The sequence below is a fragment of the Mycolicibacterium vulneris genome, from assembly GCF_002104765.1.
GTDB lineage: Bacteria > Actinomycetota > Actinomycetes > Mycobacteriales > Mycobacteriaceae > Mycobacterium > Mycobacterium vulneris.
Map to the genome: position 1 here is coordinate 217,115 of NZ_NCXM01000001.1, position 25,641 is coordinate 242,755.

The 25,641-nt window shown below is 65.5% G+C and carries 27 protein-coding genes; 8 read left to right on the forward strand and 19 right to left on the reverse strand.

All coding sequences use genetic code 11. The features are described 5' to 3' along the window. Position 1: 1 nt before the first annotated feature. The 6 genes from deoC to B8W69_RS01030 all read right to left on the reverse strand — a co-directional run bounded on the left by deoC (position 2) and on the right by B8W69_RS01030 (position 4,257). Complete coding sequence (gene deoC / locus B8W69_RS01005) at positions 2–679, reverse strand: deoxyribose-phosphate aldolase (RefSeq protein WP_085288100.1); 678 nt, start codon at positions 677–679, stop codon at positions 2–4. Next, positions 679–1,119, reverse strand: a complete 441-nt coding sequence (locus B8W69_RS01010) for a DUF2599 domain-containing protein (RefSeq protein WP_085288101.1) — start codon at positions 1,117–1,119, stop codon at positions 679–681. Before B8W69_RS01010 ends, deoC begins: the two co-directional genes overlap by 1 nt. Before the next feature lie 4 nt (positions 1,120–1,123). After that, on the reverse strand, positions 1,124–1,411 hold the full coding sequence (locus B8W69_RS01015; protein WP_040629303.1) for a DUF2516 family protein: 288 nt from the start codon (positions 1,409–1,411) through the stop codon (positions 1,124–1,126). Positions 1,412–1,498: 87 nt separating this feature from the next. Continuing rightward, complete coding sequence (hbhA, locus tag B8W69_RS01020) at positions 1,499–2,089, reverse strand: heparin-binding hemagglutinin HbhA (RefSeq protein WP_085288321.1); 591 nt, start codon at positions 2,087–2,089, stop codon at positions 1,499–1,501. Positions 2,090–2,364: 275 nt separating this feature from the next. Further along, positions 2,365–2,781 carry a helix-turn-helix domain-containing protein gene (locus B8W69_RS01025; RefSeq protein WP_085288102.1) on the reverse strand — a complete coding sequence of 139 codons (417 nt, stop codon included), beginning with the start codon at positions 2,779–2,781 and terminating at the stop codon, positions 2,365–2,367. Positions 2,782–2,874: 93 nt separating this feature from the next. Then, on the reverse strand, positions 2,875–4,257 hold the full coding sequence (locus B8W69_RS01030) for a DUF445 domain-containing protein (RefSeq protein ID WP_110881794.1): 1,383 nt from the start codon (positions 4,255–4,257) through the stop codon (positions 2,875–2,877). 135 nt (positions 4,258–4,392) lie between these two features. Between B8W69_RS01030 and B8W69_RS01035 the strand changes: the two genes are divergently transcribed. Both B8W69_RS01035 and pcaA read left to right on the forward strand, forming a co-directional pair. Next, the gene (locus tag B8W69_RS01035; protein ID WP_085288103.1) at positions 4,393–5,112 is read left to right on the forward strand and encodes a TetR/AcrR family transcriptional regulator; all 720 of its coding nucleotides are present in this window, start codon (positions 4,393–4,395) and stop codon (positions 5,110–5,112) included. A 186-nt stretch (positions 5,113–5,298) separates the two neighbouring features. Beyond that, positions 5,299–6,162, forward strand: coding sequence for a cyclopropane mycolic acid synthase PcaA (pcaA, locus tag B8W69_RS01040; protein WP_085288104.1), 864 nt, complete (start codon positions 5,299–5,301; stop codon positions 6,160–6,162). A gap of 61 nt (positions 6,163–6,223) precedes the next feature. Here pcaA and B8W69_RS01045 read toward each other — a convergent pair whose 3' ends face one another. From B8W69_RS01045 to B8W69_RS01060, 4 genes are all read right to left on the reverse strand, one after another. Further along, positions 6,224–7,084: a cyclopropane mycolic acid synthase family methyltransferase gene (locus B8W69_RS01045; RefSeq protein WP_085288105.1), complete on the reverse strand. Its 861-nt coding sequence runs from the start codon at positions 7,082–7,084 to the stop codon at positions 6,224–6,226. 94 nt (positions 7,085–7,178) lie between these two features. Then, positions 7,179–8,042 carry a 3-hydroxybutyryl-CoA dehydrogenase gene (locus B8W69_RS01050; protein ID WP_085288106.1) on the reverse strand — a complete coding sequence of 288 codons (864 nt, stop codon included), beginning with the start codon at positions 8,040–8,042 and terminating at the stop codon, positions 7,179–7,181. Positions 8,043–8,156: 114 nt separating this feature from the next. Further along, the gene (aceA, locus tag B8W69_RS01055) at positions 8,157–9,443 is read right to left on the reverse strand and encodes an isocitrate lyase (RefSeq protein ID WP_085288107.1); all 1,287 of its coding nucleotides are present in this window, start codon (positions 9,441–9,443) and stop codon (positions 8,157–8,159) included. A 266-nt stretch (positions 9,444–9,709) separates the two neighbouring features. Continuing rightward, entirely contained in the window at positions 9,710–10,507 is a 798-nt protein-coding gene (locus B8W69_RS01060; RefSeq protein WP_085288108.1) for an acyl-[acyl-carrier-protein] thioesterase, read from the reverse strand. Between the two features lie 160 nt (positions 10,508–10,667). On the opposite strand from B8W69_RS01060, the gene ramB reads away from it, so the two are divergent. Both ramB and B8W69_RS01070 read left to right on the forward strand, forming a co-directional pair. Then, complete coding sequence (gene ramB, locus B8W69_RS01065; RefSeq protein WP_085288109.1) at positions 10,668–12,092, forward strand: acetate metabolism transcriptional regulator RamB; 1,425 nt, start codon at positions 10,668–10,670, stop codon at positions 12,090–12,092. Positions 12,093–12,138: 46 nt separating this feature from the next. Then, the gene (locus B8W69_RS01070; RefSeq protein ID WP_085288110.1) at positions 12,139–12,705 is read left to right on the forward strand and encodes a carboxymuconolactone decarboxylase family protein; all 567 of its coding nucleotides are present in this window, start codon (positions 12,139–12,141) and stop codon (positions 12,703–12,705) included. Here the strand turns inward: B8W69_RS01070 and B8W69_RS01075 are convergent. The 6 genes from B8W69_RS01075 to exaC form a co-directional block, all read right to left on the reverse strand. Continuing rightward, positions 12,700–12,981, reverse strand: a complete 282-nt coding sequence (locus B8W69_RS01075) for a hypothetical protein (RefSeq protein ID WP_085288111.1) — start codon at positions 12,979–12,981, stop codon at positions 12,700–12,702. The genes B8W69_RS01070 and B8W69_RS01075 overlap by 6 nt on opposite strands. A gap of 8 nt (positions 12,982–12,989) precedes the next feature. Further along, positions 12,990–14,387 (reverse strand): dihydrolipoyl dehydrogenase, encoded by a 1,398-nt coding sequence (lpdA, locus tag B8W69_RS01080; RefSeq protein ID WP_085288112.1) that lies wholly within the window; start codon positions 14,385–14,387, stop codon positions 12,990–12,992. Positions 14,388–14,435: 48 nt separating this feature from the next. Further along, positions 14,436–15,023, reverse strand: a complete 588-nt coding sequence (locus tag B8W69_RS01085; protein ID WP_085288113.1) for a hypothetical protein — start codon at positions 15,021–15,023, stop codon at positions 14,436–14,438. After that, positions 15,016–15,294, reverse strand: a complete 279-nt coding sequence (locus B8W69_RS01090; protein ID WP_181447307.1) for a putative holin — start codon at positions 15,292–15,294, stop codon at positions 15,016–15,018. Before B8W69_RS01090 ends, B8W69_RS01085 begins: the two co-directional genes overlap by 8 nt. A 19-nt stretch (positions 15,295–15,313) precedes the next feature. Next, positions 15,314–15,781 carry a DUF779 domain-containing protein gene (locus B8W69_RS01095; protein WP_085288322.1) on the reverse strand — a complete coding sequence of 156 codons (468 nt, stop codon included), beginning with the start codon at positions 15,779–15,781 and terminating at the stop codon, positions 15,314–15,316. Positions 15,782–15,849: 68 nt separating this feature from the next. Continuing rightward, on the reverse strand, positions 15,850–17,373 hold the full coding sequence (exaC, locus tag B8W69_RS01100) for an acetaldehyde dehydrogenase ExaC (RefSeq protein ID WP_085288115.1): 1,524 nt from the start codon (positions 17,371–17,373) through the stop codon (positions 15,850–15,852). Between the two features lie 66 nt (positions 17,374–17,439). Here exaC and B8W69_RS01105 point away from each other — a divergent pair, with 66 nt between their 5' ends. From B8W69_RS01105 to B8W69_RS01120, 4 genes are all read left to right on the forward strand, one after another. Then, on the forward strand, positions 17,440–19,482 hold the full coding sequence (locus B8W69_RS01105; protein ID WP_085288116.1) for a prolyl oligopeptidase family serine peptidase: 2,043 nt from the start codon (positions 17,440–17,442) through the stop codon (positions 19,480–19,482). Between the two features lie 10 nt (positions 19,483–19,492). After that, a complete protein-coding gene (locus B8W69_RS01110; RefSeq protein WP_085288117.1) occupies positions 19,493–19,804 on the forward strand; it encodes a hypothetical protein in 312 nt (103 codons plus the stop codon). Positions 19,805–19,811: 7 nt separating this feature from the next. After that, positions 19,812–20,723 (forward strand): crotonase/enoyl-CoA hydratase family protein, encoded by a 912-nt coding sequence (locus tag B8W69_RS01115; RefSeq protein WP_085288118.1) that lies wholly within the window; start codon positions 19,812–19,814, stop codon positions 20,721–20,723. 79 nt (positions 20,724–20,802) lie between these two features. Beyond that, positions 20,803–21,255 (forward strand): DUF5078 domain-containing protein, encoded by a 453-nt coding sequence (locus tag B8W69_RS01120; protein WP_067933987.1) that lies wholly within the window; start codon positions 20,803–20,805, stop codon positions 21,253–21,255. Positions 21,256–21,351: 96 nt separating this feature from the next. On the opposite strand, the gene B8W69_RS01125 is transcribed toward B8W69_RS01120, so the two are convergent. From B8W69_RS01125 to B8W69_RS01135, 3 genes are all read right to left on the reverse strand, one after another. Continuing rightward, positions 21,352–24,282, reverse strand: coding sequence for an MMPL/RND family transporter (locus tag B8W69_RS01125; protein ID WP_085288119.1), 2,931 nt, complete (start codon positions 24,280–24,282; stop codon positions 21,352–21,354). After that, positions 24,279–24,791 carry an MmpS family transport accessory protein gene (locus tag B8W69_RS01130; RefSeq protein WP_085288120.1) on the reverse strand — a complete coding sequence of 171 codons (513 nt, stop codon included), beginning with the start codon at positions 24,789–24,791 and terminating at the stop codon, positions 24,279–24,281. Before B8W69_RS01130 ends, B8W69_RS01125 begins: the two co-directional genes overlap by 4 nt. A gap of 114 nt (positions 24,792–24,905) precedes the next feature. After that, positions 24,906–25,592, reverse strand: coding sequence for a TetR/AcrR family transcriptional regulator (locus B8W69_RS01135; protein ID WP_110881796.1), 687 nt, complete (start codon positions 25,590–25,592; stop codon positions 24,906–24,908). Positions 25,593–25,641 lie beyond the last annotated feature (49 nt).

Consider the following 25,641-nt stretch of genomic DNA (forward strand, 5'->3'; position numbering starts at 1 on the left):
GTCAACCGAGGCCGTCGAGCACTCTCCGGGTGCCCGACAACCCCAGCCGGGTGGCGCCGGCATCCAGCATCGCGAGCGCGTCCTCGGCGGTGCGGATGCCACCGCTGGCCTTCACCCCGAGGCGCCCACCGACGGTTTCGGCCATCAGCGCCACCGCGCGCACGGACGCGCCGCCGGCCGGATGAAAACCGGTTGAGGTCTTCACGAAGTCGGCGCCGGCGTCTTCGGCGGCGCGGCATACCTGCGCCAGCGTGGGTTCGTCGGCCAGCGCGAGCAGCGCGGCCGACTCGACGATCACCTTGAGCACAGCGCCGCCGATCGCGCTGCGCACGGCGTGGATATCGGCGCGCACCGCGTCGAGGTCGCCGGCCAGCGCCGCCCCGACATCGATGACCATGTCGATCTCGCAGGCACCGGACGCGACGGCCAGGGCCGCTTCATGTGCCTTCACCGCCGATAGGTGCTTGCCGGACGGGAAACCCGCCACACTGGCCACCCGCAGGCCGGCGCCGGCTCGCACCGCGACGGGAACCATCGACGGCGAGACGCACACCGCGTAGACGCCAAGGTCGGCCGCTTCGGCGACCAGCGCGGCCACGTCGGCGTCGGTCGCTTCGGGTTTGAGCAGGGTGTGGTCGACGAACGCCGCCAATTGCGCTCGGCTGGGTTGGGTTGCCATCAGAAGGATTCTTCCGGACCGCCCGGATTGCAGCCGGAGGCCACCATGTCGGTGTCGTCGACGACCGGTCGCCAGGGCTCCAGGTTCCAGCTGACCTTGCCGGGCTGGGCGAGTTCGGCGAACTGCCAATGGCAGACGAACTGCGCGCGCATGCCGGCGGTGTCGGCGTCCGGCGATAAGGCGATTACCTCGGACCAGGCCTCGTCGGCCAGCGCCGTGGCGCCGGGCATTCTCGAGGCGGCCCGGCCGGCGGCCGACGGGAAGACCCGCAGGCTGCTTCGGCCCTGCCACTGCGCCCACTGGGTGTGGTCGACGTACGGCGGGGCCGGGGCGGGCGGATTCGCCGCGCCGCTGCCCGGGTCGGGGGCGGCAAGGGCGTGCGGTACCGGGCACGACAAGGCGACGAGCGCCGCGACCGGCGCCGTCAGCAGGGCCTTCATTCCGCTAGCGCGACTTACCTTGAATCTCAAGCAGTTTGGGCCGAACATCGACCAGATACACGCCCGCGGCACAGGCCGCGATCGCCATACCGAGCACGCCGAAAACGAAACCCAAGATGGATGTCAGCGCGACGGCGCCTCCCAGGATCAGCAACCACACCGGCTTGGTCAGCTTCTCGGCGGCGGTGTAGGCGTCGGGTCGTTGCAGCGCGGCATGCACGAACGCGTAGATGGCCGTGACCAAGACGGCGATCTGCAAGACCAGCATGACGGTTCCCACGAGGTGGTTCACGCCTCAAGGGTATGCGGGCACCCTCCAAAACGTCGACTCCGAGTCACCCGAAGGCGACTCGGAGCCGAACGTCGTGCTGGGTCGTGCTTACTTCTGGGTGACCTTCTTGGCCGGAGCCTTCTTGGCCGGAGCCTTCTTGGCCGGAGCCTTCTTGGCGACGGCCTTCTGGGCCTTCTTGGTGGTCGCTTCGGTCTTGCCGGGCAGCTCGATGCCGACCAGCTTGGCGGCGCGCTCGCCGACCGCGCGGGTCTGCGACGCGACGGTGCCCAGAGCTTCCTGAGTCAGCTCGACGGCCTGGTCGACGTAGCCCTCGGCGCGCGCGGACGCGTCCTCGAACGCGGTCTGGTTACGCAGCCGCTGCAGGGCCGCCTCACCGCGCTCGACGAGCTCGTTGTACCGGCTGGTCGCCGCCTCCAGGTAGCCCTCGGCCGCCCTGCGCAACTCCTCGGTGGTGAACTTGTCGCGCAGCTCGGTGAACTGCTCGGGCAGGTCCTCCTGCAGCTTGGTCAGGCGAGCGCGGCGCTCCTCGACCCGGGTGCGGGTCTCGGCGCGGGTCTCCTCGGCGCGCTCCCGCAGGCCCGCGATCAGGTCGTTGACGGTGGCCAGGGCCAGGTCGGCCGCGCCCAGCGCCGCGAGCAGTGGGGCCCGCAAGTCTTCGATGTTCGTGTTTTCCGCCATGGTCTTTCCTTTCATTGCTTTCGCTATCGGCGTTATTCGGTGTTATTAGCTGTCTGGTCGAGAAGTTAGGTTCAAACGTCTCCTTCGCAACTGGGGCCGCCAGTGCCGGGGTTGTTCGGTCAGCAATTCAGCTGGAACCGGTAGGTCCTCCCCGTTGGGTAACCGCGACGGCCGGTCGTCTATACATCACCAACTCGCTACCGCGATGTGGGAAGCCCGCTTTGTGGCGCAAACTCCCAGCACAGATGGTTACGGTGCCGGGCGAAACGGGCCGATCACTCGCTGTCGGATTCGGTCGGACACTCCTCTTGGATCGATTCGTTTTGCTGGGTGAACGATGAGTAGATGTCGAGCAGAATTTGCTTTTGGCGCTCGGTGATCGCAGTGTCGGTGACGATGGCGTCCCGCACCTGACTCTTGTCACTGGGTTCGAGGATCCCGGCGCGCACATAGAGAACCTCGGCGGAGACCCGGAGGGCCTTCGCGATCTGGTTCAAGACATCGGCGGAGGGCTTACGCAATCCACGCTCCACCTGGCTCAAATATGGATTGCTGACCCCGGACTTTTCGGCGAGTTGGCGCACCGACACCTGCGCGAGTTCACGCTGGCTACGGATGAAACTGCCGATGTCAGACGCCACTTCGGAGGCAGCGTTGGACACCTTGGCGGAGAGTTTCTCCTCGGGCGTCATGGCGTGCTCCTGGTCGGGCGGCTGATCGGGACGCGCCCAGACTACTACAAGTGCTTGCTATTGCAAGCACTTGTTAGCACTGCTCGAAATGCGCTAGACCAGCAACTGCGCGACGGCGTAGATCACCAGACCCGCCAGCGAACCGACCACGGTCCCGTTGATCCGGATAAATTGCAGGTCACGGCCCACGTGCAACTCGATGCGCCGGCTGGCCTCCTCGGCATCCCAGCGCTCGATCGTGTCGGTGATGATCGCTGTGATCTCCACCCCATATTGCGAGACCAGGTGCTGGGCCGCCCGGACCAGCCAGTTGTCCACCTTGTCCCGCAGGTCGGCGTCGTCGCGCAGCGATTCCCCGATCCGGACGACGGTATCGGCGATCCGGGTGCGCAGGGTGCTGGACGGATCGTCCACGCCCTCGAGCACCAGCCGTTTCAGCGTCTTCCACGCCGTCGCCGCGGCGTTGGCGATCTCGTCGCGCGCCATCAGCTGCTCCTTGATCGCGTCGGCGCGCGCGATGGTGTCCGGGTCGTGCTGCAGGTCGTCGGCGAAGTCGAACAGGAAGCGGGTGGCCGACCGGCGCAGTTCGTGGTCCGGATTGCGGCGCACCTTGTCGGTGAAGTCCATCAGCTCGCGGTGGATGCGGTCGCCGACCAGATGGTCGACGAAGCGCGGCGACCAGGTCGGTGAGTCACGCTCGACCACCCGCTGAATGACCTCGCCGGCCTTCAGCGACCACTGAAAGGCCCGGTCGGCCAGCAATTGGATCAGCGCCTCCTGCCGATGCTCGGCCAGCAGGGTGGCCAGCACCCGCCCGACCGGCGGCCCCCACTGCGGTTCGGCGATCCGGCGCACGATCATCCGGTCGATCACCTGCTGGACGTCCTCGTCGCGCAGGAGTTCGACCAGCACCCGCAGCACCGTGGCCGTCTCGCTCGCCACGCGCTCGGCGTGGACGGCCTCCGACAGCCACTTGCCGAGCCGGCCGGACACCTGGGCGTCGCGCAGCTTGGTTTCGACGACCTCCGGCGATAGGAAGTTCTCCCGGACGAACGTGCCCAGACCCTCGCCCAGCTGGTCTTTCTTCCGCTTGATGATCGCGGTGTGCGGGATGGGAATGCCCAGCGGGTGCCGGAAGAGCGCGGTCACCGCGAACCAGTCCGCCAGAGCGCCAACCATCCCGGCCTCGGCGGCCGCGCCGACATATCCCACCCAGGCGCCCAGGCTGGCATGCGCCTGGGCCCACCGGCAGGCGAGGAACACGCCGGTGGCACCGATCAGAAAGCTCAGTGCCACCATCTTCATCCGGCGCAACGCCACCCGGCGCTGCGCATCGGCCTCGGGATCGGCGCCGGCGAAGGATTCGGCAAAAGACGCGCGAGCAGGTCGGGCGGCGGCCGCCGCCGTCGCCGAATCCGGCCTCGCCCCCGGCGGGCCCGACGCTTCGCCTCTCACCGAGGCTCGATGTGCCACCACTCCATCATCTATCTTTCCCGCGAATTGGTGTGACGACACTGTTCGCGACGTCTCACCCACGCCCGGCCACGACAAGAATCCGACCCCCCCACGCCGTAAGATCAAGGGCGTCTAGGGAATGGGAATTCGGCGACTGTGGCAGAGCAAATCACGGCTGTGAGCGTCAAAATGGATGGGCGCAAGCGGCGCTGGCATCAACACAAAGTGGAGCGTCGTAACGAGCTGGTCGACGGCACGATTGACGCGATTCGCCGGCTGGGTGGCACGCTGAGCATGGACGAGATCGCCGCCGAGATCGGGGTCTCCAAGACGGTGCTCTACCGCTATTTCGTCGACAAGAACGACCTGACGACGGCCGTGATGATGCGGTTCACTCAGACCACCCTGATTCCCAATATGGCTGGGGCGCTTACCTCTAACCTCGACGGCTTCGACCTGACCCGCGAGGTCATCCGCGTGTACGTCGAGACCGTCGCGAACGAGCCCGAGCCATACCGGTTCGTGATGTCCAACAACTCGGCCAGCAAAAGCAAAGTCATCGCCGATTCCGAGCGGATCATCGCGCGCATGCTCGCGGTGCTGATGCGCCGACGCATGCAACACGCCGGAATGGACACCGGTGGCGCGGAACCGTGGGCGTATTTGATCGTCGGCGGCGTGCAACTGGCCACCCACTCCTGGATGTCGTACCCGCGAATGAGTCGCGATGAACTGATCGACTACCTGACCATGCTGAGCTGGAATGCCCTCAAGGGGATCGTCGAGGTCGGCGGGTCGCTGGAGAAATTCCGCGAGGAGCCTCATCCTGCACCGACCGTGCCGCCCCCCGCGCGTCAGGACGACTTCGGAGTCTGAAGAGGGCTCGTCCCACTGCACCGGTTCTGAGGATCACGCGCGCCCCGTGTGAGGCTGGGGACGCCCCTCGGGAGGGCGACTAGGCCCGTTACCGGGACTAGCATGCAGGGGGTATCGGGGGATATTGCGGGGTTGCCGTTCGGCCGTATACCCCTGTCCCCCGCATATAGGAAGGCTCTTGTCGACATGTCTGTGCAGCTCACGCCGCATTTCGGAAATGTGCAAGCCCATTACGACTTGTCCGACGACTTCTTCCGGCTGTTCCTGGATCCCACCCAGACCTATAGCTGCGCCTACTTCGAGCGTGACGACATGACCCTCGAGCAGGCGCAGATCGCCAAAATCGACCTGGCGCTGGGAAAGCTGAAGCTCGAGCCCGGGATGACGCTGCTGGACATCGGCTGCGGCTGGGGAGCCACCCTGCGGCGCGCCATCGAGAACTACGACGTCAACGTCGTCGGCCTGACGCTCTCGGAGAACCAGGCCGAACACGTGCAGAAGTCCTTCGACCAGATGGACACCACCCGCACCAGGCGGGTGCTGCTTGAAGGCTGGGAGCGATTCCACGAGCCGGTGGACCGCATCGTGTCGATCGGCGCGTTCGAGCACTTCGGCCGCCAGCGCTACGGCCGCTTCTTCAAGATGGCCTACAACGTGCTGCCGCCCGGCGGAGTCATGTTGCTGCACACCATCGTTCGGCCCTCGTTCAAGGAGGCCCGGGCCAAGGGCATGACGCTGACACGTGAGATCGTCCAGTTTTCGCAATTCATCCTGTCCGAGATTTTCCCCGGTGGCTGGCTGCCGACGCCCCAGACCGTCGGCGAATACGGAGTCACGGTGGGCTTCGAGTTGACCCGCGTGCAGTCGCTGCAGCTGCACTACGCCAGGACACTGGACCTGTGGGCCGAGGCCCTCGGGGCGAATCGCGAGCAGGCCCTGGCCATGCAGTCCCAAGAGGTCTACGACCGTTACGTGAAGTACCTCACCGGCTGCGCGAAGCTGTTCCGCGAGGGCTATACCGACGTCAATCAGTTCACGCTGGAGAAGTAACCGGCTCGCTGAAAGCAATTCGGCCCCGAACGGTGTTCCGTTCGGGGCCGAATTGCTTTGGCTACTTCACCATCGTGAATTGCCCCACATTGCTGATGCCCTTGCGGAAGAAGTTCTCGCACCCCGTCAGATAGTGCATGTAACGGTCGTAGACCTCTTGGGACTGAATCGCGATCGCCTGCTCCTTATTGGCTTCCAGGTTGGCCGCCCAAATGTTCAGGGTCCGCTCGTAGTGCTTCTGCAGCAGCTGCACCCGCTCGATCGAGAACCCGGCCGCCTCACCGAACCTGAAGATGTCTTCCTGTGCCGGCAGCTGCCCGCCCGGGAAGATTTCTTTACCGATAAATCGCATAAAGCGCAGATCGCTCATCGTGATCGTAACGCCACGCTCATGCTGCTGCTTCTGCGAATACGCCAAAATCGTGTGCAAAAGCATGCGGCCGTCATCGGGAAGAATGTCGTAGGCGCGTTCGAAAAATGCGGCATAGCGCTCCATCTTGAATGCCTCGAAGGCGCCGATGGAGACGATCCGGTCGACCTTGTCTTCGAACTCTTCCCAGCCCTGCAGGCGCACCTCGATGTTGCGGTTCGTCGGCAATCCGGCCAGCTTCTTCTTGCTGTACTCGAACTGGTTGCGGCTCAGGGTAATTCCGATGACGTTGACGTCATACTTCTCGACAGCCCGCTTCAGCGCACCGCCCCAGCCGCAGCCGATGTCCAGCAGCGTCATCCCGGGCTCGAGGTTCAGCTTGCCCAGCGCCAGGTCGAACTTCGCGATCTGCGCTTCTTCAAGCGTCATGTCGTCGCGCTCGAAATAAGCGCACGTGTAGCCCATCGTGTCGTCTAGAAATAGCGCGAAAAATTCATCCGAGACGTCGTAGATGGACTGCGACTCCTCGTAATAGGGTTCCAATCCCGTCATGCGCGGTACTAACCTTTCGTCCTATTTAACGCGAGCATACTAACCGATTCGTCAATAGGCGGCCATCCCGGCACGGTGCGTCATCAGTTGTTACTCAGTAGGTATAAAAGCCCTGGCCCGTCTTCTTGCCCAGCCGGCCGGCCTCCACCATGCGCAGCAGCAGCGGCGGCGGGCCGTACTGCGGTTCCTTGAACTCCTCGAACATCTTGTCCGCGATCAGCTTCAAGGTGTCCAGACCGACCAGGTCGGACAGCCGCAGCGGACCCATCGGGTGCGACAGCCCGGCTACCACGGCCTTGTCGACGTCCTCGACGGTGGCGAAACCGGCTTCCACCATGCGGATCGCCGATAGCAAGTACGGGACCAGCAGCGCATTCACCACGAAGCCGGACCGGTCGGAGCAGCGGACGACCTGCTTGCCCAGCACCGCGCTCGCGAATTCCTCGGTGCGCGCGGCGGCGGCGGCGTCGGTGACCAGTGTGCTGACCAGCTCGACCAGCGGCAGCACCGGCACGGGGTTGAAGAAGTGCAGCCCCAGCACGCGTTGCGGGTTCTTGGTGGCCGCGGCGATCTTCATGATCGGGATGCTGGAGGTGTTGGACGCGAGAACCGCGTCGGGGTCCGTGATGACCTTGTCGAGTTCGGCGAAGACCTGCGCCTTGACGGCGTCGTCTTCGATGATCGCCTCGATGACCAGTTGGCGATCGGCGAGGTCCTTCAGGTCGGTGGTGAAGGTGAGCTTGCTCAGCGCCCGGTCGCGTTCCCGCTCGGTCACCTTGCCGGCGCTGACGCCGCGCTCCAGCGACTTCACGATGCGGTTGCGTCCGGCCGTGATGAGGGCCTCGGTGGTCTCGAACACGGTCACGTCGACCCCGGCGCGGACCGAGACCTCGGCGATGCCGGACCCCATCTGGCCGGCGCCGACAACTCCTACCCGCTGGATCGTTGCGTCACTCACTGATTTCTCTCCGGTGTCGTATCGTCTTGCACCGCAATAGGCCCCGCCCAGGTTTAGCTGGGCGGGGCCTACGCTACTTCATCTGATTTTCAAGGCGCGGCTTGCGCCGCGGACTCAGTGAAACTGGCCCTCTTCGGTGGAGCCGGTCAGCGCGGTGGTAGACGAGGTCGGGTCCACCGTGGTGGCGATGCGGTCGAAGTAACCGGCACCGACCTCACGCTGATGCTTGGTGGCGGTGTAGCCACGCTCCTCGGCGGCGAACTCGCGCTCCTGCAGCTCGACGTAAGCGCTCATCTGGTTGCGGGCGTAGCCGTAGGCCAGATCGAACATCGAGTAGTTCAAGGCGTGGAAGCCGGCCAGCGTGATGAACTGGAACTTGAATCCCATTGCCGCGAGCTCCTTTTGGAACTTCGCGATGGTGGAGTCGTCCAGGTGCTTGCGCCAGTTGAACGACGGCGAGCAGTTGTACGCCAGCATCTGGTCCGGGAACTCGGACTTGACGCCCTCGGCGAACTTGGCGGCGAGCTCGAGGTCCGGAGTGCCGGTCTCCATCCAGATCAGGTCGGAGAAGGGCGCGTAGGCCTTGGCCCGGGCGATGCAGGGCTCGAGGCCGTTGCGGACCCGGTAGAAGCCCTCCTTGGTGCGCTCACCGGTGATGAACGGCTGGTCGCGCTCGTCGACGTCGGAGGTGATCAGCGTGGCGGCCTCGGCGTCGGTCCGGGCGATGACGACGGTCGGAACGTCGCACACGTCGGCGGCCAGGCGGGCCGAGGTCAGGGTGCGGATGTGCTGCTGGGTCGGGATCAGCACCTTGCCACCCAGGTGGCCACACTTCTTCTCCGAGGCCAGCTGGTCCTCCCAGTGCGATCCCGCCACACCGGCGGCGATCATGGCCTTCTGCAGCTCGTAGACGTTGAGCGCACCACCGAAGCCGGCCTCACCGTCGGCGACGATCGGCGCCAGCCAGTTCGCCACCGAGGTGTCACCCTCGACCGCGGCGATCTCGTCGGCGCGCAGCAGCGCGTTGTTGATCCGGCGCACCACCTGCGGCACCGAGTTGGCCGGGTACAGGCTCTGGTCGGGGTAGGTGTGGCCGGACAGGTTGGCGTCACCGGCGACCTGCCAACCGGACAGGTAGATGGCCTTCAGGCCGGCGCGCACCTGCTGCACGGCCATGTTGCCGGTCAGGGCGCCGAGCGCGTTGATGTACTCCAGGTCGTGGAGCTGCTCCCACAGCACCTCGGCGCCGCGACGGGCCAGGGTGGCCTCCTCGACGACGGTGCCCTGCAGGGCGACGACGTCCTTGGCGGTGTAGGTCCGGGTGACATCCTTCCAACGCGGGTTGGTGTCCCAGTCCTTCTGGATCTGTTCGGCGCTCTTGGGGGTGCCAACGACAGACATTGGGCATGCTCCTTCACGATCTTCACTACTGAGTTGCTGGACGCCTCACCGGCGGTAGCTAGGGGTTCAACTTCACTGGTGTGCTAACTCGAAGATGACACAGCTCATATGGGCCGGTCCACCCGTTTCAGTTGCCAATTTAAGCAACGGGAACGCGGGAATTTGCGAAGCTTGCTAAGTTGCTAACTAACTTAACCGTTTCAGAAGCTACCCGCCGGTAACAAGAACGCGCAGGTCAACGGCGGTTAACGGGACGCTTGTCCGATTTAACGAGCAAAGATCGCGGCGACGGCTTTCGCCTCGTCGCCGACGGCGTATGTGAGCGTTGTAACAGTGCGATCGGCCAGCTCGGGGCCGAATTGTTCGGTGGATCCGGCCGGGTGAACGTGCGAGATGATCTCCAGCTTGTCGCCCAGCGCCACCGGCGCCTCGTGCTCGATCGTGATGCGCAGCGGCGGCTGCATCACTTCCGGGTGCGACGCCAGGTAGTCCTCGATCACGCTCCAGTACACGGAGTTGTTCATGTGGTCGAACAGGTCGATGTCGGTGACCCGGACCGGGAACTCGTGGATCTCGACCGCGTCGTCGCGGCGCGCCGGCTTCAGATAGGGCTTCCAGCGCAGCCGGTCCACGGAGGTCGTCTTGTGCAGGCCGGCCAGGAAGTCGTCGGCGATGCGCGAGGGCATCTGGGTCTCGCGGTTGATGTTGATCCAGAACGCCTCGGACTCGATCAGCCCCTCGCTGCGCTTCCCATCGATGCGAACCCGCATCTCACACCAGCGGTTCGAGGTGCCCGAACACCATCTGCGCAGGCGCAGCATGTCGTTGAACTCGATCGGCCGGATCAGGTCGAGCATGGTGCGCCGGACGATCCACAGCGGGTGGGTCTCCTCGAAGCCCATCTCGCGCAGCTGGTCCTGGCCGATGTCCTGGATGTGGCGCGCGGAGGCGTCCAGCCGCAACCGGCCCGTGCGGTCGATGTCGCCGACCCGCAACGGCCACTGGCGATCGAAAACGTCAGGGTGACCGTCGGGCACCGGCATCAGTTGTTTATCCAGGCTCACGGCGTCGCTCCCCGATTCCTCCTTGTGGTCACCCCAAGCTAAGGCCTGAGGCCCCGGTCGAATCATGCCAACGAGGTGCGCCGAATACCAATTTCGACGCGACCGCCTGCGATGCCAAGTCTGCGAACCATATCTTCACATAACCGGTAACCTCGGTGAAGTGTCCAAGACGTTCGTCGGCTCCCGCGTTCGCCAGCTGCGCAACGAACGCGGATTCTCCCAGGCCGCGCTGGCCCAGATGCTGGAGATCTCGCCGAGCTACCTCAACCAGATCGAGCACGACGTCCGCCCGCTGACGGTGGCCGTGCTGCTGCGCATCACCGAGGTCTTCGGGGTGGATGCGACCTTCTTCTCCTCGCAGGACGACACCCGGCTGGTGGCCGAGTTGCGCGAGGTCACCATGGACCGCGATCTGGACATCGACGTCGACCCGACGGAGGTGGCCGAGATGGTCAGCGCCCATCCCGGCTTGGCCCGCGCGGTGGTCAACCTGCACCGGCGCTACCGGATCACCACGGCGCAGCTCGCGGCCGCCACCGAGGAGCGGTACTCCGACGGCAGCGGCAGCGGCTCCATCACCATGCCGCACGAGGAAGTGCGCGACTACTTCTACCAACGGCAGAACTACCTGCACGAGCTGGACACCGCCGCCGAGGACCTCACCATCAAGATGCGGTTGCACCACGGCGACCTGGCGCGCGAGCTCACCCGCCGGCTGACCGAGGTGCACGGGGTGCACATCAACCGCCGGATCGACCTGGGCGACACCGTGCTGCACCGCTACGACCCCAAGAGCAAGACGCTGGAATTCAGCAATCACCTGTCGTTGGGGCAGCAGGTTTTCAAGATGGCCGCCGAACTGGCCTACCTCGAATTCGGCGATCTGATCGACACTTTGGTCGAGGAGGGCAAGTTCACCAGCGACGAGTCGCACACGCTGGCCCGGCTCGGGCTGGCCAACTATTTCGCGGCGGCAGCGGTGCTCCCCTACCGCCAGTTTCACGACGTCGCGGAGAACTTCCGCTACGACGTCGAGCGGCTGTCGTCGTTCTACTCGATCAGTTATGAGACCATCGCGCACCGGCTTTCGACGTTGCAGCGCCCGTCGATGCGCGGCGTGCCGTTCTCGTTCGTCCGGGTCGACCGGGCCGGGAACATGTCAAAACGTCAGTCCGCCACCGGCTTTCACTTCTCCTCCAGCGGAGGCACCTGCCCGCTGTGGAACGTGTACGAGACGTTCGCCAATCCGGGCAAGATCCTGGTGCAGATCGCCCAGATGCCCGACGGGCGCAACTACATGTGGGTGGCCCGCACCGTGGAACGTCGCGCGGCCCGGTATGGTCAGCCGGGTAAAACCTTCGCGATCGGGTTGGGCTGCGAGCTTCGCCACGCGCACCGGCTCGTCTACTCCGAAGGACTAGACGTTTCGGGGGAACCAGGGACAGTGGCCACACCGATCGGCGCGGGCTGCCGGGTCTGCGAACGCGACAATTGCCCGCAACGCGCCTTCCCGGCGCTCGGACGCGCACTCGATCTCGACGAGCACCGCAGCACGGTGTCTCCCTACCTGGTGACCCAACCGTGAGCCCGCCGGCGACGATGCAGAGCGAAGCGATGAGGAGGAGCGGCGCATGAGCGGCGCGCTGGAGGGACGCATCCCGCCGGGGCGGTTACGCGAACTGGGACCGGTCAATTGGGTGATCGCGAAGCTGGGTGCGCGCACCGTGGCCGCCCCGGAGATGCATCTGTTCACCACGCTGGGTCAGCGCCGGTTGCTGTTCTGGACGTGGCTGGCGTACGGGGGCCGGCTGCTGCGCGGCAAGCTTCCCACCATCGACACCGAACTGGTGATCCTGCGGGTCGCGCATCTGCGCGGGTGTGAATACGAGCTGCAACATCACCGCCGGATGGCCCGCAAAGCCGGGCTGGATGCGGACCTGCAGGCCGCCATCTTCGCGTGGCCCGAGAAGCTCGACCCGGTCGATGCCCGCCTGACCGTGCGTCAGCAGGCGCTGCTGGCGGCCACCGACGAGTTCGTCAAAGACCGGACCGTCACCGCCGACACCTGGCGGCAGTTGGCGACTCACCTGGATCGGCGGCAGCTGATCGAATTCTGTTTACTCGCAAGCCAATACGACGGCCTCGCAGCGACCATGTCGGCGCTCGACATCCCGCTGGACCATCCGCGCCAGCTATAGGTAGACGTCGGCGAGGACGGCCAGCGTCAGAATCACCGGGAGCACCGGAAGCGCGAAGGCGAACACCGCCCATGCCTGCTTGCCGCGCCGGCGCTGCCGCACGGCCCACAGCGCGGCGCCGATCCCCAGCACCACCGAGGCCAGCAGCACCAGCGGGGCCCACTGGCCGGCCGTCGCGTTATCGCCGTTCGAAATGGCCAGCAACCAAAGGACATAACCGGTCGCCAGGCCACCGACGGCACCCGCGATGGCCTGGGGGGTGAGGGTGCGCATCATCTCTTGTCTCAGAAATTGATCATGTGCCCGGTCAGGCCGTGGAAGCATTCCTGCAGCGCCTCGGACATGGTCGGGTGGGTGTGCACGTTGCGGGCCAGCTCGGTGGCGGTCAGGTCCCACTTCTGGGCCAGCGTCAGCTCCGGAAGCAGCTCGGAGACGTCGTGGCCGACCAGGTGTCCGCCTAGCAGCTCACCGTATTTGGCGTCGGCGATCAGCTTGACGAACCCGCTGGGGTCGCCCACACCGTGAGCCTTGCCGTTCGCGGTGAACGGGAACTTGGCCACCACGACGTCGTGGCCTTCGTCGCGGGCCTGCTCCTCCGTGAGACCGAAGCTGGCGACGTTGGGCTGACAAAACGTCGCGCGGGGCATCATCCGGTAATCACCGAGCGCCAAAGTCTCTGCGCCGGCAATGGTTTCGGCGGCCACCACGCCCTGCGCCTCGGCGACGTGGGCCAGCTGCAGCTTGCCGGTGACGTCGCCGATGGCATAGATGTGCTCGATGTTGGTGCGCATGTAGTCGGTGATCCCGATGGCCTTGCGGTCGGTCAGCGCGACCCCGGCCGCCTCCAGGCCGAAGCCCTCGACGTTGGGCGCAAAACCGATGGCCTGCAACACCTTCGCGGCCTTGAGTTCTTGCGCGTTGCCGTCCTTGCTGACGACGACGGTCACCTCCGAGCCGTTGTCGGAGATGGACTCGACTTTCGTCCCGGTGAGGATCTTGACGCCCAGCTTCTTGAACTGCCTCTCGACCTCCTTCGAGACGTCTGCGTCCTCGTTGGGCAGCGCGCGCGGCAAGAACTCGACGACGGTCACGTCCACGCCGTAGTTCTTCAGCACATAGCCGAACTCCATGCCGATCGCTCCGCAACCGGCGATGATGATCGACTCCGGCAACTCCCGGGAGAGGATCAGTTCTTCGTAGGTGACCACGTTGGCCGACAGCGACGTGCCGGGGACCAGACGGGTGCTGCTCCCGGTGGCGATGATGGCGTTGTCGAAGGTGACGGTCTCGGTGCCGCCCTCGTTGAGGTCGACCGAGATCGTGTTGGCGTCGGTAAACCGGCCGTAGCCATGGATTTCGGTGATCTTGTTCTTCTTCATCAGGAAGTGCACGCCGGCGACGCGGCCCTCGGCCACTTTGCGGCTGCGGTCGAACGCGACCCCGTAGTCGAACGTCGCCTCGCCGCTGATGCCGAAGGTCTTGGCCTCTTTGGTGAAAATGTGGGCGAGTTCGGCGTTGCGCAACAGCGCCTTGGACGGGATGCAGCCGACGTTGAGGCAGACTCCGCCCCAGTACTTCGGTTCGACGACCGCGGTGTTCAGGCCCAGCTGCGCGGCGCGAATGGCTGCGACATATCCGCCGGGACCGGCCCCGAGGACGACGACGTCATAGTGAGAAGTCACGAGCCCACCCTAGTTGGCCACCACCCTTGGTGGCCGCCCGGGCGAGCGTCAATACGGAATGACGCCGACAAGGCAGTGGCCCACCCGCTCGCAGTGGTAATAGCCGTACAGCGGCGCCGCGGCGACCAGCGCGGCGAACGGCCCGGACATCATCGCCACCGAGAGCGCCGAAATCAGCGGCCGGCCCTGGGTCATCGCCAGCATCACCCCACCGACGATGCACACCACCACATAGACCAGGACCACGAACAGCGCCGCGGTCTTGTCGACCGAGTGATACCACCAATAGAACAGCCCCAGCCCGATCACGGCCGCCGCGGCCCACACGCCGAGCAGCACCAGGACCAACTTCCACCACTTGAGGTAGAGGTACCGGCCGGGCACGTTCACCGGTTGCACCGGGCCGGCGGGTTCGGCCGATTCCGGCTCGCCGGCATCCGGGGTGGGCGTCGCCGCCGAGTCTTCGGCGGTGGCCGCAGGCTCGGACTCGGCTACGGCGGGGTGCTCGCCCGTGTCGTCATCAAAATCGGGGACCCAGGACTGGGTACCGGTGTGCTCGGCGTCGTCCTCGTCATCCGAGAAGTCCGGCACGAATACCTCGGTGCCCGGGTGCGAGGCGTCCTTGTCGTCAGGCACCGGCGGTCACCCGCAACGCGATCAGCACGCCGAACCAGCCCGGCGCCACCGACAGCAGAAACGCGCCCAGCATGGTGACCCAGCGGCGTCCGGAAAACAGGATCGTCGTCAGCCCGACGACGCTGAGGATGCCGACCACCGACGCGATCGCGATGCCCGGGCGGACGCTGGTGTGGACGGCCACGCTGCACGCCACACCCGCCAAAAGGCCGACCGCACTACCGATCAGCATGGCGCTGGCCAACAACCAGGGGCGCGGAAGAGGGATCACTTCCCCGACTGTACTGCGGCTACCGGCGCGGGGGGCATGTCGCCGAGGCCGTGTCAGCCACCACCGCGCCCCGCGCCCCGGGGCGTTCACCGCGTTCGTAGTCGGCGCCGGTGATCACCGCCGCGGTGGCCAGCGACGCCTGCTCTTCGTCGGTGAAGACGCGACCGCGAGACAGGAACCGGACCCCGTCGGGCGCCTCCAGGCTGAACCCGCCGCCGCGGCCCGGCACCACATCGATGACCAGTTGGGTGTGCTTGTCGCGATAGTGGGCCGTGTACTGCGGGCCCGAAATCCACACCGGCACGCCGTCCGTCCCGACGTCGAGCACGCCGAGCAACACGTCGCGGTCCCCGACGAGGAAGTCGCCGAGCGGGTAACACATCGGCGACGAGCCGTCGCAGCAGCCGCCGGACTGGTGAAACATCACCGGGCCGTGGGTGGCCTGCAGCCGCGTCAGCACCTCGGCGGCCGGGGCGGTGATGACCACCCCGGCAACATCATGGCGCCGCTCCTCCTCATCGCTGCGCTCTGCATCGTCGCCAGCGGGCGGGACCATCAGAAGAACCCTTGCGCCTTCTCCGAGTAGGACACCAGCATGTTCTTGGTCTGCTGGTAGTGGTCGAGCATCATCTTGTGGTTCTCCCGGCCGATGCCGGACTGCTTGTAGCCGCCGAACGCCGCGTGGGCGGGATAGACGTGGTAGCAGTTCACCCACACCCGGCCGGCCTGGATGTCCCGCCCGGCCCGGTACGCGGTGTTGCCGTCGCGGCTCCACACCCCGGCGCCCAGGCCGTAGAGGGTGTCGTTGGCGATCGAGATGGCGTCGTCGTAATCGGCGAACGACGTCACCGTCACCACCGGCCCGAAGATCTCCTCCTGGAACACCCGCATCTTGTTGTCGCCGCTGAAGATGGTGGGCTGCATGTAGAAGCCGCCGGACAGGTCGCCGCCGAGCTCGGCGCGTTCGCCGCCGGTGATCACCTTGGCGCCTTCGTCCTTGCCGATCTCGATGTAGGACAACACCTTTTCCAGCTGGTCGTTGGACGCCTGCGACCCCAGCATGGTGTCGCTGTCCAGCGGATCACCCTGGCGGACCGCCTTGGTGCGGATCGCGGCCAGCTCGAGGAACTCGTCGTAGATGTCGGCCTGAACCAGGCTGCGCGACGGGCAGGTGCACACCTCGCCCTGGTTGAGGGCGAACATGGTGAAGCCCTCCAGCGCCTTGTCCTGGTAGTCGTCGGCCTTGGCCATCACGTCGGAGAAGAAGATGTTGGGGCTCTTGCCCCCGAGTTCCAGGGTGACCGGGATCAGGTTCTGCGAGGCGTACTGCATGATCAGCCGCCCGGTGGTGGTCTCGCCGGTGAACGCGATCTTTGCGATCCGGTTGTTCGACGCCAGCGGCTTGCCGGCCTCGGCGCCGAAGCCGTTGACGACGTTTATCACTCCTGCCGGCAACAGGTCACCAATCAAAGTCATCAGGTAGAGGATCGAAACCGGCGTCTGCTCAGCGGGTTTGAGCACCACCGCATTGCCGGCCGCCAGCGCGGGCGCCAGCTTCCAGGCGCCCATCAGGATGGGGAAGTTCCACGGGATGATCTGCCCGACCACGCCGAGCGGCTCGTGGAAGTGGTAGGCCACGGTGTCGTCGTCGATCTGCGACAGCGAGCCCTCCTGCGCGCGCAGCGCCGCGGCGAAGTACCGGAAGTGGTCGGCGGCCAACGGAATGTCGGCGGCCAGCGCCTCGCGGATCGGCTTGCCGTTGTCCCAGACTTCGGCCACGGCCAGCGCGGCGGTGTGCTCCTCGATGCGGTCCGCGATCTTGTTCAGGATCGCCGCCCGCTCGGCCGGCGCCGTCTTGCCCCACGCCGGAGCCGCCGCATGCGCGGCGTCGAGCGCCTTCTCGACGTCGGCCTCATCGGAGCGGGCCACCTCGCAGAACGTCTGGCCGGTGACCGGTGTCGGGTTCTCGAAGTAGCGCCCCTTCACCGGGGCGACCCACTGCCCGCCGATGAAGTTCTGGTAGCGGGATTCATACGACATCAATGCCCCGGCAGAACCTGGACGTGCGAAAACAGTCATCTGCTCTCACCCCTCACTCGGCTGTGTAATTCACCTCACACTACCGCCGGAGCCACAATGGCTTCCATGACGTCGCAAGCTCACGCCGCCCCCGAAGACAACCAAGATCCGTACCTATGGCTCGAGGACGTCACCGGGGACGAGGCGCTCGACTGGGTGCGGGCGCGTAACGAGCCGACGCTGGCGCGTTTTCGCGACGAGAACTTCGAACGGATGCGCACCGAGGCGCTCGAGGTGCTCGACACCGACGCCCGCATCCCCTACGTGGTCCGCCGGGGCGAGTACCTCTACAACTTCTGGCGTGACGCGGCCAACCCCCGGGGCTTGTGGCGGCGCACCACGCTGGACAGCTACCGCACCGAGTCGCCCGAGTGGGACGTGCTGATCGACGTCGACGAGCTGGGCCGGGCCGACGGCGAGAAATGGGTGTGGGCCGGCGCCGGCGTCATCTACCCCGAATACACCCGCGCGCTGGTCAGCCTGTCCCGCGGCGGCTCGGATGCCTCCATCGTGCGTGAGTTCGACATGCTGACAAGACAATTCGTCGACGACGGGTTCCAGCTTCCGGAGGCCAAGTCGCAGGTGAGCTGGGCCGATCCGGACACCGTGCTGGTGGGCACCGACTTCGGCCCCGATTCGCTGACCGATTCCGGCTATCCGCGGGTGGTCAAACGCTGGCGCCGCGGCACCCCCCTCGCTGAGGCCGAGACGGTGTTCGAGGGGGCGCGTTCCGACGTCAACGTGGTGGCGAGCGCCAGCCGGATCCCCGGCTACGAGCGCACGCTGATCGGCCGGGCGCTGGACTTCTGGAACGAAGAGGTCTACGAGCTGCGCGGAACGGAACTCATCCGGATCGACGCGCCCACCGATGCCAGCGTGAGCCTGCACCGCGAGTGGCTGTTGATCGAGCTGCGCAGCGACTGGTCGTTGGGCGAGGTCACCTACACCGCCGGGTCGCTGCTGGCCGCGAATTACGACGAATTCCTCGCCGGCACAGCACAATTGCAGGTGGTCTTCGAGCCCGACGAGCACACCGCCCTGAACCACTACGCGTGGACAGAGGGTCGGCTGCTGATCGTCTCGCTGGCCGACGTCGCCAGCCGCGTGGAGATCGTCACGCCCGGCGACTGGCGGCGCGAGCCGGTGGCGGGCATTCCCGCCGCGACCAACACCGTGGTGGTTTCCGCCGACGACACCGGCGACGAGTTCTTCCTCGATTCCAGCGGTTTCGACTCGCCTTCGCGACTGATGCGCGGAACCGACGATGGGCAACTCGAGCAGATCAAGTCCGCCCCGGGCTTCTTCGATGCCGAAAACATCTCGGTGACACAGAATTTCGTCACGTCGCAGGACGGCACCTCGATCCCCTATTTCGTGGTGCGCCCCGGCGGTCCGCGGGCTTCGGACGGGCCGGCGCCCACCCTGCTCTACGGCTACGGCGGCTTCGAATCGTCAAACACCCCGGGCTACAGCGGCGTGCTGGGCCGGCTGTGGCTGGCCCGCGGCGGCACGTATGTGCTGGCCAACATTCGCGGCGGCGGCGAATACGGTCCCGGCTGGCACACGCAGGCGATGCGCGAGGGCCGGCACAAGGTTGCTGAGGACTTCGCCGCCGTGGCAACCGATTTGGTGGATCGCGGCATCACCACTGTCGAGCAGCTCGGGGCGCAGGGCGGCAGCAACGGGGGCCTGCTGATGGGCATCATGTTGACCCAGTACCCGGAGAGGTTCGGCGCGCTGGTGTGCAGCGTGCCCCTGCTGGATATGAAGCGCTATCACCTGCTGCTGGCCGGCGCCTCGTGGGTCGCCGAATACGGCGACCCCGATAACCCCGACGACTGGGCGTTCATCTCCGAATACTCGCCTTACCAAAACATTTCGTCGACACGCCGGTACCCGCCGGTGCTGATGACCACCTCCACCCGCGACGACCGGGTGCATCCGGGTCACGCCCGCAAGATGACCGCGGCGCTCGAGGCCGCCGGTCATCCGGTCTTCTACTACGAGAACATCGAGGGCGGGCACGCCGGCGCGGCGGACAACGAGCAGGTGGCTTTCAAGTCGGCGCTGACCTACTCGTTCCTATGGCAGACGCTCGCGCGGCCATAGGATCGTCGACGTGTCCGCGATCCAACGCATCGAACTCACCCTGCTCGCGACGGGATTGATCTTCATCCTGGCCGCGGCGGCCCAGGCGCGCTATCGCTTCGTCAAGCACCGCCGCGCCGGCCGGCGGTTCTACTGGGCGACCGCGATCGTCGGCATCGTCTGCTTTGCTTTCGGAACCGGCCGGCTGTGGCCGAACGGCGTCGCGGCGGCGGCGGTCTTCTCCGCCATCATCGCGTTCTCGGCCTACCTCACCACGCCGTATCTGAAGATCGGCGGGCGGATCTACGCGTCCTCGCCGGAGAACCGTCAGCCCGACCCCTAAGGAAGCTATGCCAACCAGCGACTTCCAAACGCTGCTGTACCGGACGGCCGGCCCGGTTGCCACCATCACGCTGAACCGTCCGGAGCAGCTCAACACCATCGTGCCGCCGATGCCCGACGAGATCGAGGCCGCCATCGGCTTGGCCGAGCGCGACCCGGCGGTCAAGGTCATCGTTCTGCGCGGCGCAGGCCGGGCCTTCTCCGGCGGCTACGACTTCGGCGGCGGCTTCCAGCACTGGGGCGAGGCCATGATGTCCGACGGGAAATGGGATCCCGGCAAGGACTTCGCGATGGTCAGCGCCCGCGAGACCGGGCCGACGCAGAAGTTCATGGCCATCTGGCGGGCGTCCAAGCCGGTCATCGCGCAGGTGCACGGCTGGTGCGTGGGCGGGGCCAGCGACTACGCGCTGTGCGCCGACATCATCGTCGCCAGCGAGGACGCCGTGATCGGCACGCCCTACAGCAGGATGTGGGGGGCGTATCTGACCGGGATGTGGCTCTACCGGCTGAGCCTGGCCAAGGCGAAGTGGCACTCGCTGACCGGCCGACCGCTGACCGGCGTGCAGGCCGCCGAGATCGAGTTGATCAACGAGGCGGTGCCGTTCGAGCGGCTGGAGGCGCGGGTCGCCGAGATCGCGGCCGAGCTGGCGCAGATCCCTTTGTCGCAGCTACAGGCGCAGAAGCTGATCGTCAACCAGGCCTACGAGAACATGGGGCTGGCGTCCACCCAGACGCTGGGCGGCATTCTCGACGGCCTGATGCGCAATACTCCCGACGCGCTGGCGTTCATCAAGACCGTCGAGACCGACGGCGTGCGCGCCGCGATCGAACGCCGCGACGGCCCCTTCGGCGACTACAGTCAGGCCCCTCCGGAGCTGCGGCCCGACCCGACGCACGTCATCGTCCCTGATCGCGACTGATACTGAGATGCACTAGCGAATTCCTCGCAGTGACCTGGTAACTGTTCCCGGCGGGCCAAAAAGTGTTACCGTAATTGCTATGTCTCGGCTGAGTACTGGCCTGCGTGCAGGCGCCGCGTTCCTTGCTCTGGGTATTACCGCTGCGATTTTTCCGTCGACCGCGGTAGCCGACTCCACGGAGGATTTCCCGATCCCCCGCCGAATGATCAATACGACATGCGACGCCGAGCAGATCCTGGCGGCCTCCCGGGACACCAGCCCGGTGTACTACCAGCGCTACATGATCGACTTCAACAACCACCCGAACGTGCAGCAGGCGACCATCGACAAGGCGCACTGGTTCTACTCGCTGTCGCCGCAGGACCGCCGGAACTACTCCGAGAACTTCTACGCGCCCGTGTCCGATCCGCTGTGGGTGGCGTGGCCTAACCACATGAAGATTTTCTGGAACAACAAGGGCGTGGTGGCCAAGGCCACCGACATCTGCAACCAGTACCCGCCCGGCGACATGTCGGTGTGGAACTGGGCGTAAGCCGCAGGGCTGCAACGCTATCCGTCCCCCGATCGGGGGTCAGCTCTCAATCATCAAGTCACGTCTTGCGCGTGACCGGCCCTCGTCCACGCAGGGTCAGCGCGGTTGTACCACTCCGCCCGCCGGGTGCTGGTCAACGTCGCTGAGGATGAGCTCGCGCACGGCGGGACGCGGTCCGTACGGTCGCAGCATGGTGCTGGCCGGCCGCGGGCGGACGTGCTGCGGCCACCAGAACCAGCGCCCGAGCAGGGTGGCCAGCGACGGTGTCATGAACGACCGCACGATCAAGGTGTCGAACAGCAGACCCAGCGCGATCGTCGTACCCACCTGGGCCATCACCAGCAGCGGGCTGAACATGAACGTGGCCATGGTCGCGGCGAACACCAGACCGGCGGAGGTCACCACCGAGCCCGAACCGGCCATCGCGCGGATCGTCCCGGTTTTGAGCCCGGCGTGGATTTCCTCCTTGAACCGCGATATCAGCAGCAGGTTGTAGTCCGAGCCGACCGCCAGCAGCAGGATGACCGCCATCGCCAGCACCATCCAGTGCAACTTCATACCCAGGATGTACTGCCATAAGAGCACGGAGAGTCCGAACGAGGCGCCCAGCGACAGCAACACCGTTCCGACGATCACGACGGCCGCCACGACGCTTCGGGTGATCACCAGCATGATGACGAAAATCAAAGTGGCCGCGGCGATTCCGGCGATCATCAGGTCGATGTTGGAGCCGTCGTGCATGTCCTTGTACGTCGCGGCGGTGCCGCCGAGGTAGACCTTGGCGCCCTCCCAGGGGGTGCCCTTGATCGCCTCGTGCACGGCCTGCTTGATCGGTTCGATGTGGTTGATGCCTTCGGGAGTCGCCGGGTCGCCTTCATGGGAGATGATCAACCGGACGGCGTGCCCGTTCGGCGAGATGAACTGCTTGAGACCCCGCGCGAAATCCGGGCTCTTGAACGCCTCCGGCGGAAGGTAGAACGTGTCGTCGTTCTTCGCTTTGTCGAAGGCATCGCCCTGCGCGGTGGCGTTGTCGGACTGCGCTCTCGCCTGTTCGTTAAGACCCTGTGTGATCGCATAGTTCGACATGATGGTGTCGAGGTTGCGCTGCTGGCTCTCGATCTGCGGCGGTATCAGCGCCACCAGCTTGGGCTGAATCCGATCCAGCTTGTCGAGATTCGCGCTGAGGTTCACGATGTTCTCGGCCACCTGATCGATGCCGTCGAGCGCGTTGAAGACCGACCGGAGCGCCCAGCAGGCCGGGATGTCGTAGCAGTGCTTCTCCCAGTAGAAGTAGCTACGGATCGGCCGGAGGAAGTCGTCGAAGTTCGCGATGTCGTCGCGCAACTTCTCGGTGATATGCACGGTTTCCTTGGTGAGCCTGGTGGTTTCGTGTGTGGTGTTGCTCAGATCCTGGGTGACCTGCATCTGCTCATGCAGCGTTGCCATCGTCTTGTGCAGCTCGTCCGCCTGCTTGAGCAGGTTTGCCGCCTGCTCGTCCTGATAGTGCTGGGTCTGGATCCGGCCCGCAGCTTGCGCCCCCATCTGAAACCCCAGGGTGCTGTGGTCGAGCGGCGTGCCCAACGGTCGGGTGATGGTCTGTACCCGGCCGATACCGGGGATGTGGAAGACCGCCTTGGCGACCTTGTCCAGAACGATGAAGTCGGCCGGGTTACGCAAGTCGTGATCGGTCTCGATCATCAACAGCTCAGGATTGAGCCGAGCCTGGTCGAAGTGCCGGTCCGCGGCGGCATAGCCGACATTGGCCGGGGTGTCCGCCGGCAGGAAGTGGCGGTTGTCGTAGTCCGTCTTGTAACCGGGCAGGGCGAGCAGACCAACCAACGCGACCGCGACGGTCACCGCGAGAACCGGTGCGGGCCAGCGGACGACCGCGGTGCCCATGCGACGCCAGCCCCGGGTCTGCAGTGAGCGCTTCGGATCCATGAGCTTGAAGAACGAAGCCACCGTCAGCACCGCGGGGCCCAGCGTCAGCGCCGCGAGAACCGCGACCAGCATGCCGACGGCACACGGCACACCCAGCGACTCGAAATACGGCAACCGGCAGAAGCTCAGACAGTACATCGCGCCGGCGATGGTCAGACCCGACCCGAGCACGACATGCGCAGTGCTGTGGAACATGGTGTAGAACGCTTTTTCGCGCGACTCGCCCAAACCGCGTGCTTCGTGGTAGCGGCCGACCACAAAAATCGCGTAGTCCGTTCCAGCGGCGATCGCCATCAGCACCAGCATGTTGTTGGCGAAGGTAGAAAGCCCGATGACTCCGTAGTTTCCCAGGACTGCGACGACGCCACGGGCCGCTGCCAACTCGATGAAGACCATGAGCAGCATGATCAGCATAGTGACCACCGACCGGTAGACGAACAGCAGCATCACCACAATCACTGCGAAGGTGACGAGCGTGACCTTCGCGACGCCCTTCTCACCCGCGTGGGACTGATCAGCGAACAGCGGACCCGCGCCGGTGACGTATGCCTTGATTCCCGGCGGCGCGGGCACCGAGTCCACGATCTTGCGGACAGCCGCGGCAGACTCGTTCGCCAGCCCGCCGCCCATGTTGCCGGCGAGGTAAACCTGGACGTACGCGGCCTTTTGATCGTGGCTCTGGGAACCCGCCGCCGTCAGCGGATCACTCCAGAAATCCTGGACGTGCTGAACGTGTTTCTTGTCTTGCTCGATGCGCTTGACGATCTCGTCGTAGTAGCGGTGCGCTTCGGCCCCGAGTGGTTTGTCGCCCTCCAGCAAGATCATGGCCGAGTTGTCGGAGCTGAACTCTTTGAACGTCGATCCGACCTTCATCATCGACTGAAAGGATGCCGCGTCAGTCGGACTCATCGACACCGAGTGGGTTTTGGCGACGACCTCCAGCTGCGGGGCCACGGTGTTGGTGACGAACACGATGCCCAACCACACCAGGACGATCGGCAGGGCCAGCCGATGGATCATCCGCGGCAGGAACGGCGGGATCAGCGGCTGGTCGACGCGCGGCGGGGCCTCGCCCGGCTCGCTCATGCGGACTTGTCCAGGCAATAGACGAAGGCGTTCACGGTTTGGTTGGAATCTGAGCGATTCGGAGTCTTGATGACGTCACCGCTCCCGTCGTGCTTGTTCACGACGAATTGGCAGGCGATCCAACTGCCGTCTCCTTGGGCCACCAGGTTTGCCGGGATACCGGGCTTCGTTGAACTCAATACTTTGCTCCAGGGCAAGGGCACGTTAAGGGCTTGTTGCGGATGTGAGTTTTCGTCGAGGTAGTTGATGGTTGCCGTGCTGCCCGGTGGGCCCCAGACCTCGAGCGTGATCGTCTTGGCGTTGAACTCGTCGAGCACCTCGCCCGACGTGCCCCCACCGAACGAACCGCGGTGAACGCCAAAGACGCCGTGCAACCTGTACACCACGAATCCCGAGAGCGCGACGACAGCCACGATCGTGAGCACCAGCCAGAAACGGCCCAGCAACCCCTTCTTGGCGCGTTGTGGGGCGACCTTGTTGCCGTCGCTGCCGGCGGAGCCGTGCGTCATTAGCGGCTCGGTCCTTGGCTCAGTCGTCGTCGTGGGCGCTTCAAGTCCTTCGCCACGGGTGTGTTCACCGGTTGCAGTTCGCCAAGCCACAGCGCTCCGGCCTCCTTTCTGAGTTTATGAGGATTCCGAGACCAGGCCGATGCAGGTGGCCGTCAGCAGGCGGGTCAGGGCGGACGCGAAGTCCAGATTCCACTCGGGCGGAACGACTTCGGGCTCCTCGGCGTAGACGTCGGTCAGGTGCTCCGGCGGGTTCGCGACTTGCCACAGCGTCGCGGCAAGAGAGTACGCGGCCAGCAGGATGTCGAGCGAGCCCGATCGCCCGAGCTCGGGCAGCGCGCTCCCAATCGAATCGGCCAGTGACAGTGTGGCCGCCGTGCTGATCCGCCTGACCTCGATGACCCGCTCGGCGTCCACCTCGTGTTCGAGGTGCAGGTGCAGGTTGGCCAGCAGGTCGCAGAACAACGGGTCGTCGGCCAGGGCCTCGGCCAGCGTCTCGGCGATGCGGGAGGGTGACTTCACACCGGGCTCGGTCAGCTTCTGCGACACGGTATTCGACCACCGCACCCAGCCCTCGGCGGACAGGTGCAGCAGGACTTCCTTGTGCGAGGTGAAGTAGCGGCGCACCGCCGAGTAGTGGATTCCGGCGCGGCTGGCGACCGCGGTCAGGGTGACCGACGCGACGCCCGTTTCCATTGCCAGCGAGCGTGCGGCTTCCACGAGGGCCTCCGCACGTTGGCGCTTCTTTTCCTCTGTGCGGGCGCGCTGGAATGTTAGTTGCGCCACCGGCTGAGGGTAACGCACATTGTGTGATTTGCATAACGCACGACGCGTGATTTGTGGCCGGGTCACT

Coding starts and splice junctions, on each gene's coding strand:
- exaC (WP_085288115.1), bottom strand. CDS start 17,373: ATGACTGTTTTCGCACGTCCAGGTTCTGCCGGGGCATTGATGTCGTAT.
- B8W69_RS01105 (WP_085288116.1), top strand. CDS start 17,440: ATGACGTCGCAAGCTCACGCCGCCCCCGAAGACAACCAAGATCCGTAC.
- B8W69_RS01075 (WP_085288111.1), bottom strand. CDS start 12,981: ATGATGCGCACCCTCACCCCCCAGGCCATCGCGGGTGCCGTCGGTGGC.
- deoC (WP_085288100.1), bottom strand. CDS start 679: ATGGCAACCCAACCCAGCCGAGCGCAATTGGCGGCGTTCGTCGACCAC.
- B8W69_RS01130 (WP_085288120.1), bottom strand. CDS start 24,791: ATGACGCACGGCTCCGCCGGCAGCGACGGCAACAAGGTCGCCCCACAA.
- hbhA (WP_085288321.1), bottom strand. CDS start 2,089: ATGGCGGAAAACACGAACATCGAAGACTTGCGGGCCCCACTGCTCGCG.
- B8W69_RS01125 (WP_085288119.1), bottom strand. CDS start 24,282: ATGAGCGAGCCGGGCGAGGCCCCGCCGCGCGTCGACCAGCCGCTGATC.
- pcaA (WP_085288104.1), top strand. CDS start 5,299: ATGTCTGTGCAGCTCACGCCGCATTTCGGAAATGTGCAAGCCCATTAC.
- B8W69_RS01010 (WP_085288101.1), bottom strand. CDS start 1,119: ATGAAGGCCCTGCTGACGGCGCCGGTCGCGGCGCTCGTCGCCTTGTCG.
- B8W69_RS01115 (WP_085288118.1), top strand. CDS start 19,812: ATGCCAACCAGCGACTTCCAAACGCTGCTGTACCGGACGGCCGGCCCG.
- B8W69_RS01120 (WP_067933987.1), top strand. CDS start 20,803: ATGTCTCGGCTGAGTACTGGCCTGCGTGCAGGCGCCGCGTTCCTTGCT.
- B8W69_RS01045 (WP_085288105.1), bottom strand. CDS start 7,084: ATGACGGGATTGGAACCCTATTACGAGGAGTCGCAGTCCATCTACGAC.
- B8W69_RS01025 (WP_085288102.1), bottom strand. CDS start 2,781: ATGACGCCCGAGGAGAAACTCTCCGCCAAGGTGTCCAACGCTGCCTCC.
- B8W69_RS01070 (WP_085288110.1), top strand. CDS start 12,139: ATGAGCGGCGCGCTGGAGGGACGCATCCCGCCGGGGCGGTTACGCGAA.
- aceA (WP_085288107.1), bottom strand. CDS start 9,443: ATGTCTGTCGTTGGCACCCCCAAGAGCGCCGAACAGATCCAGAAGGAC.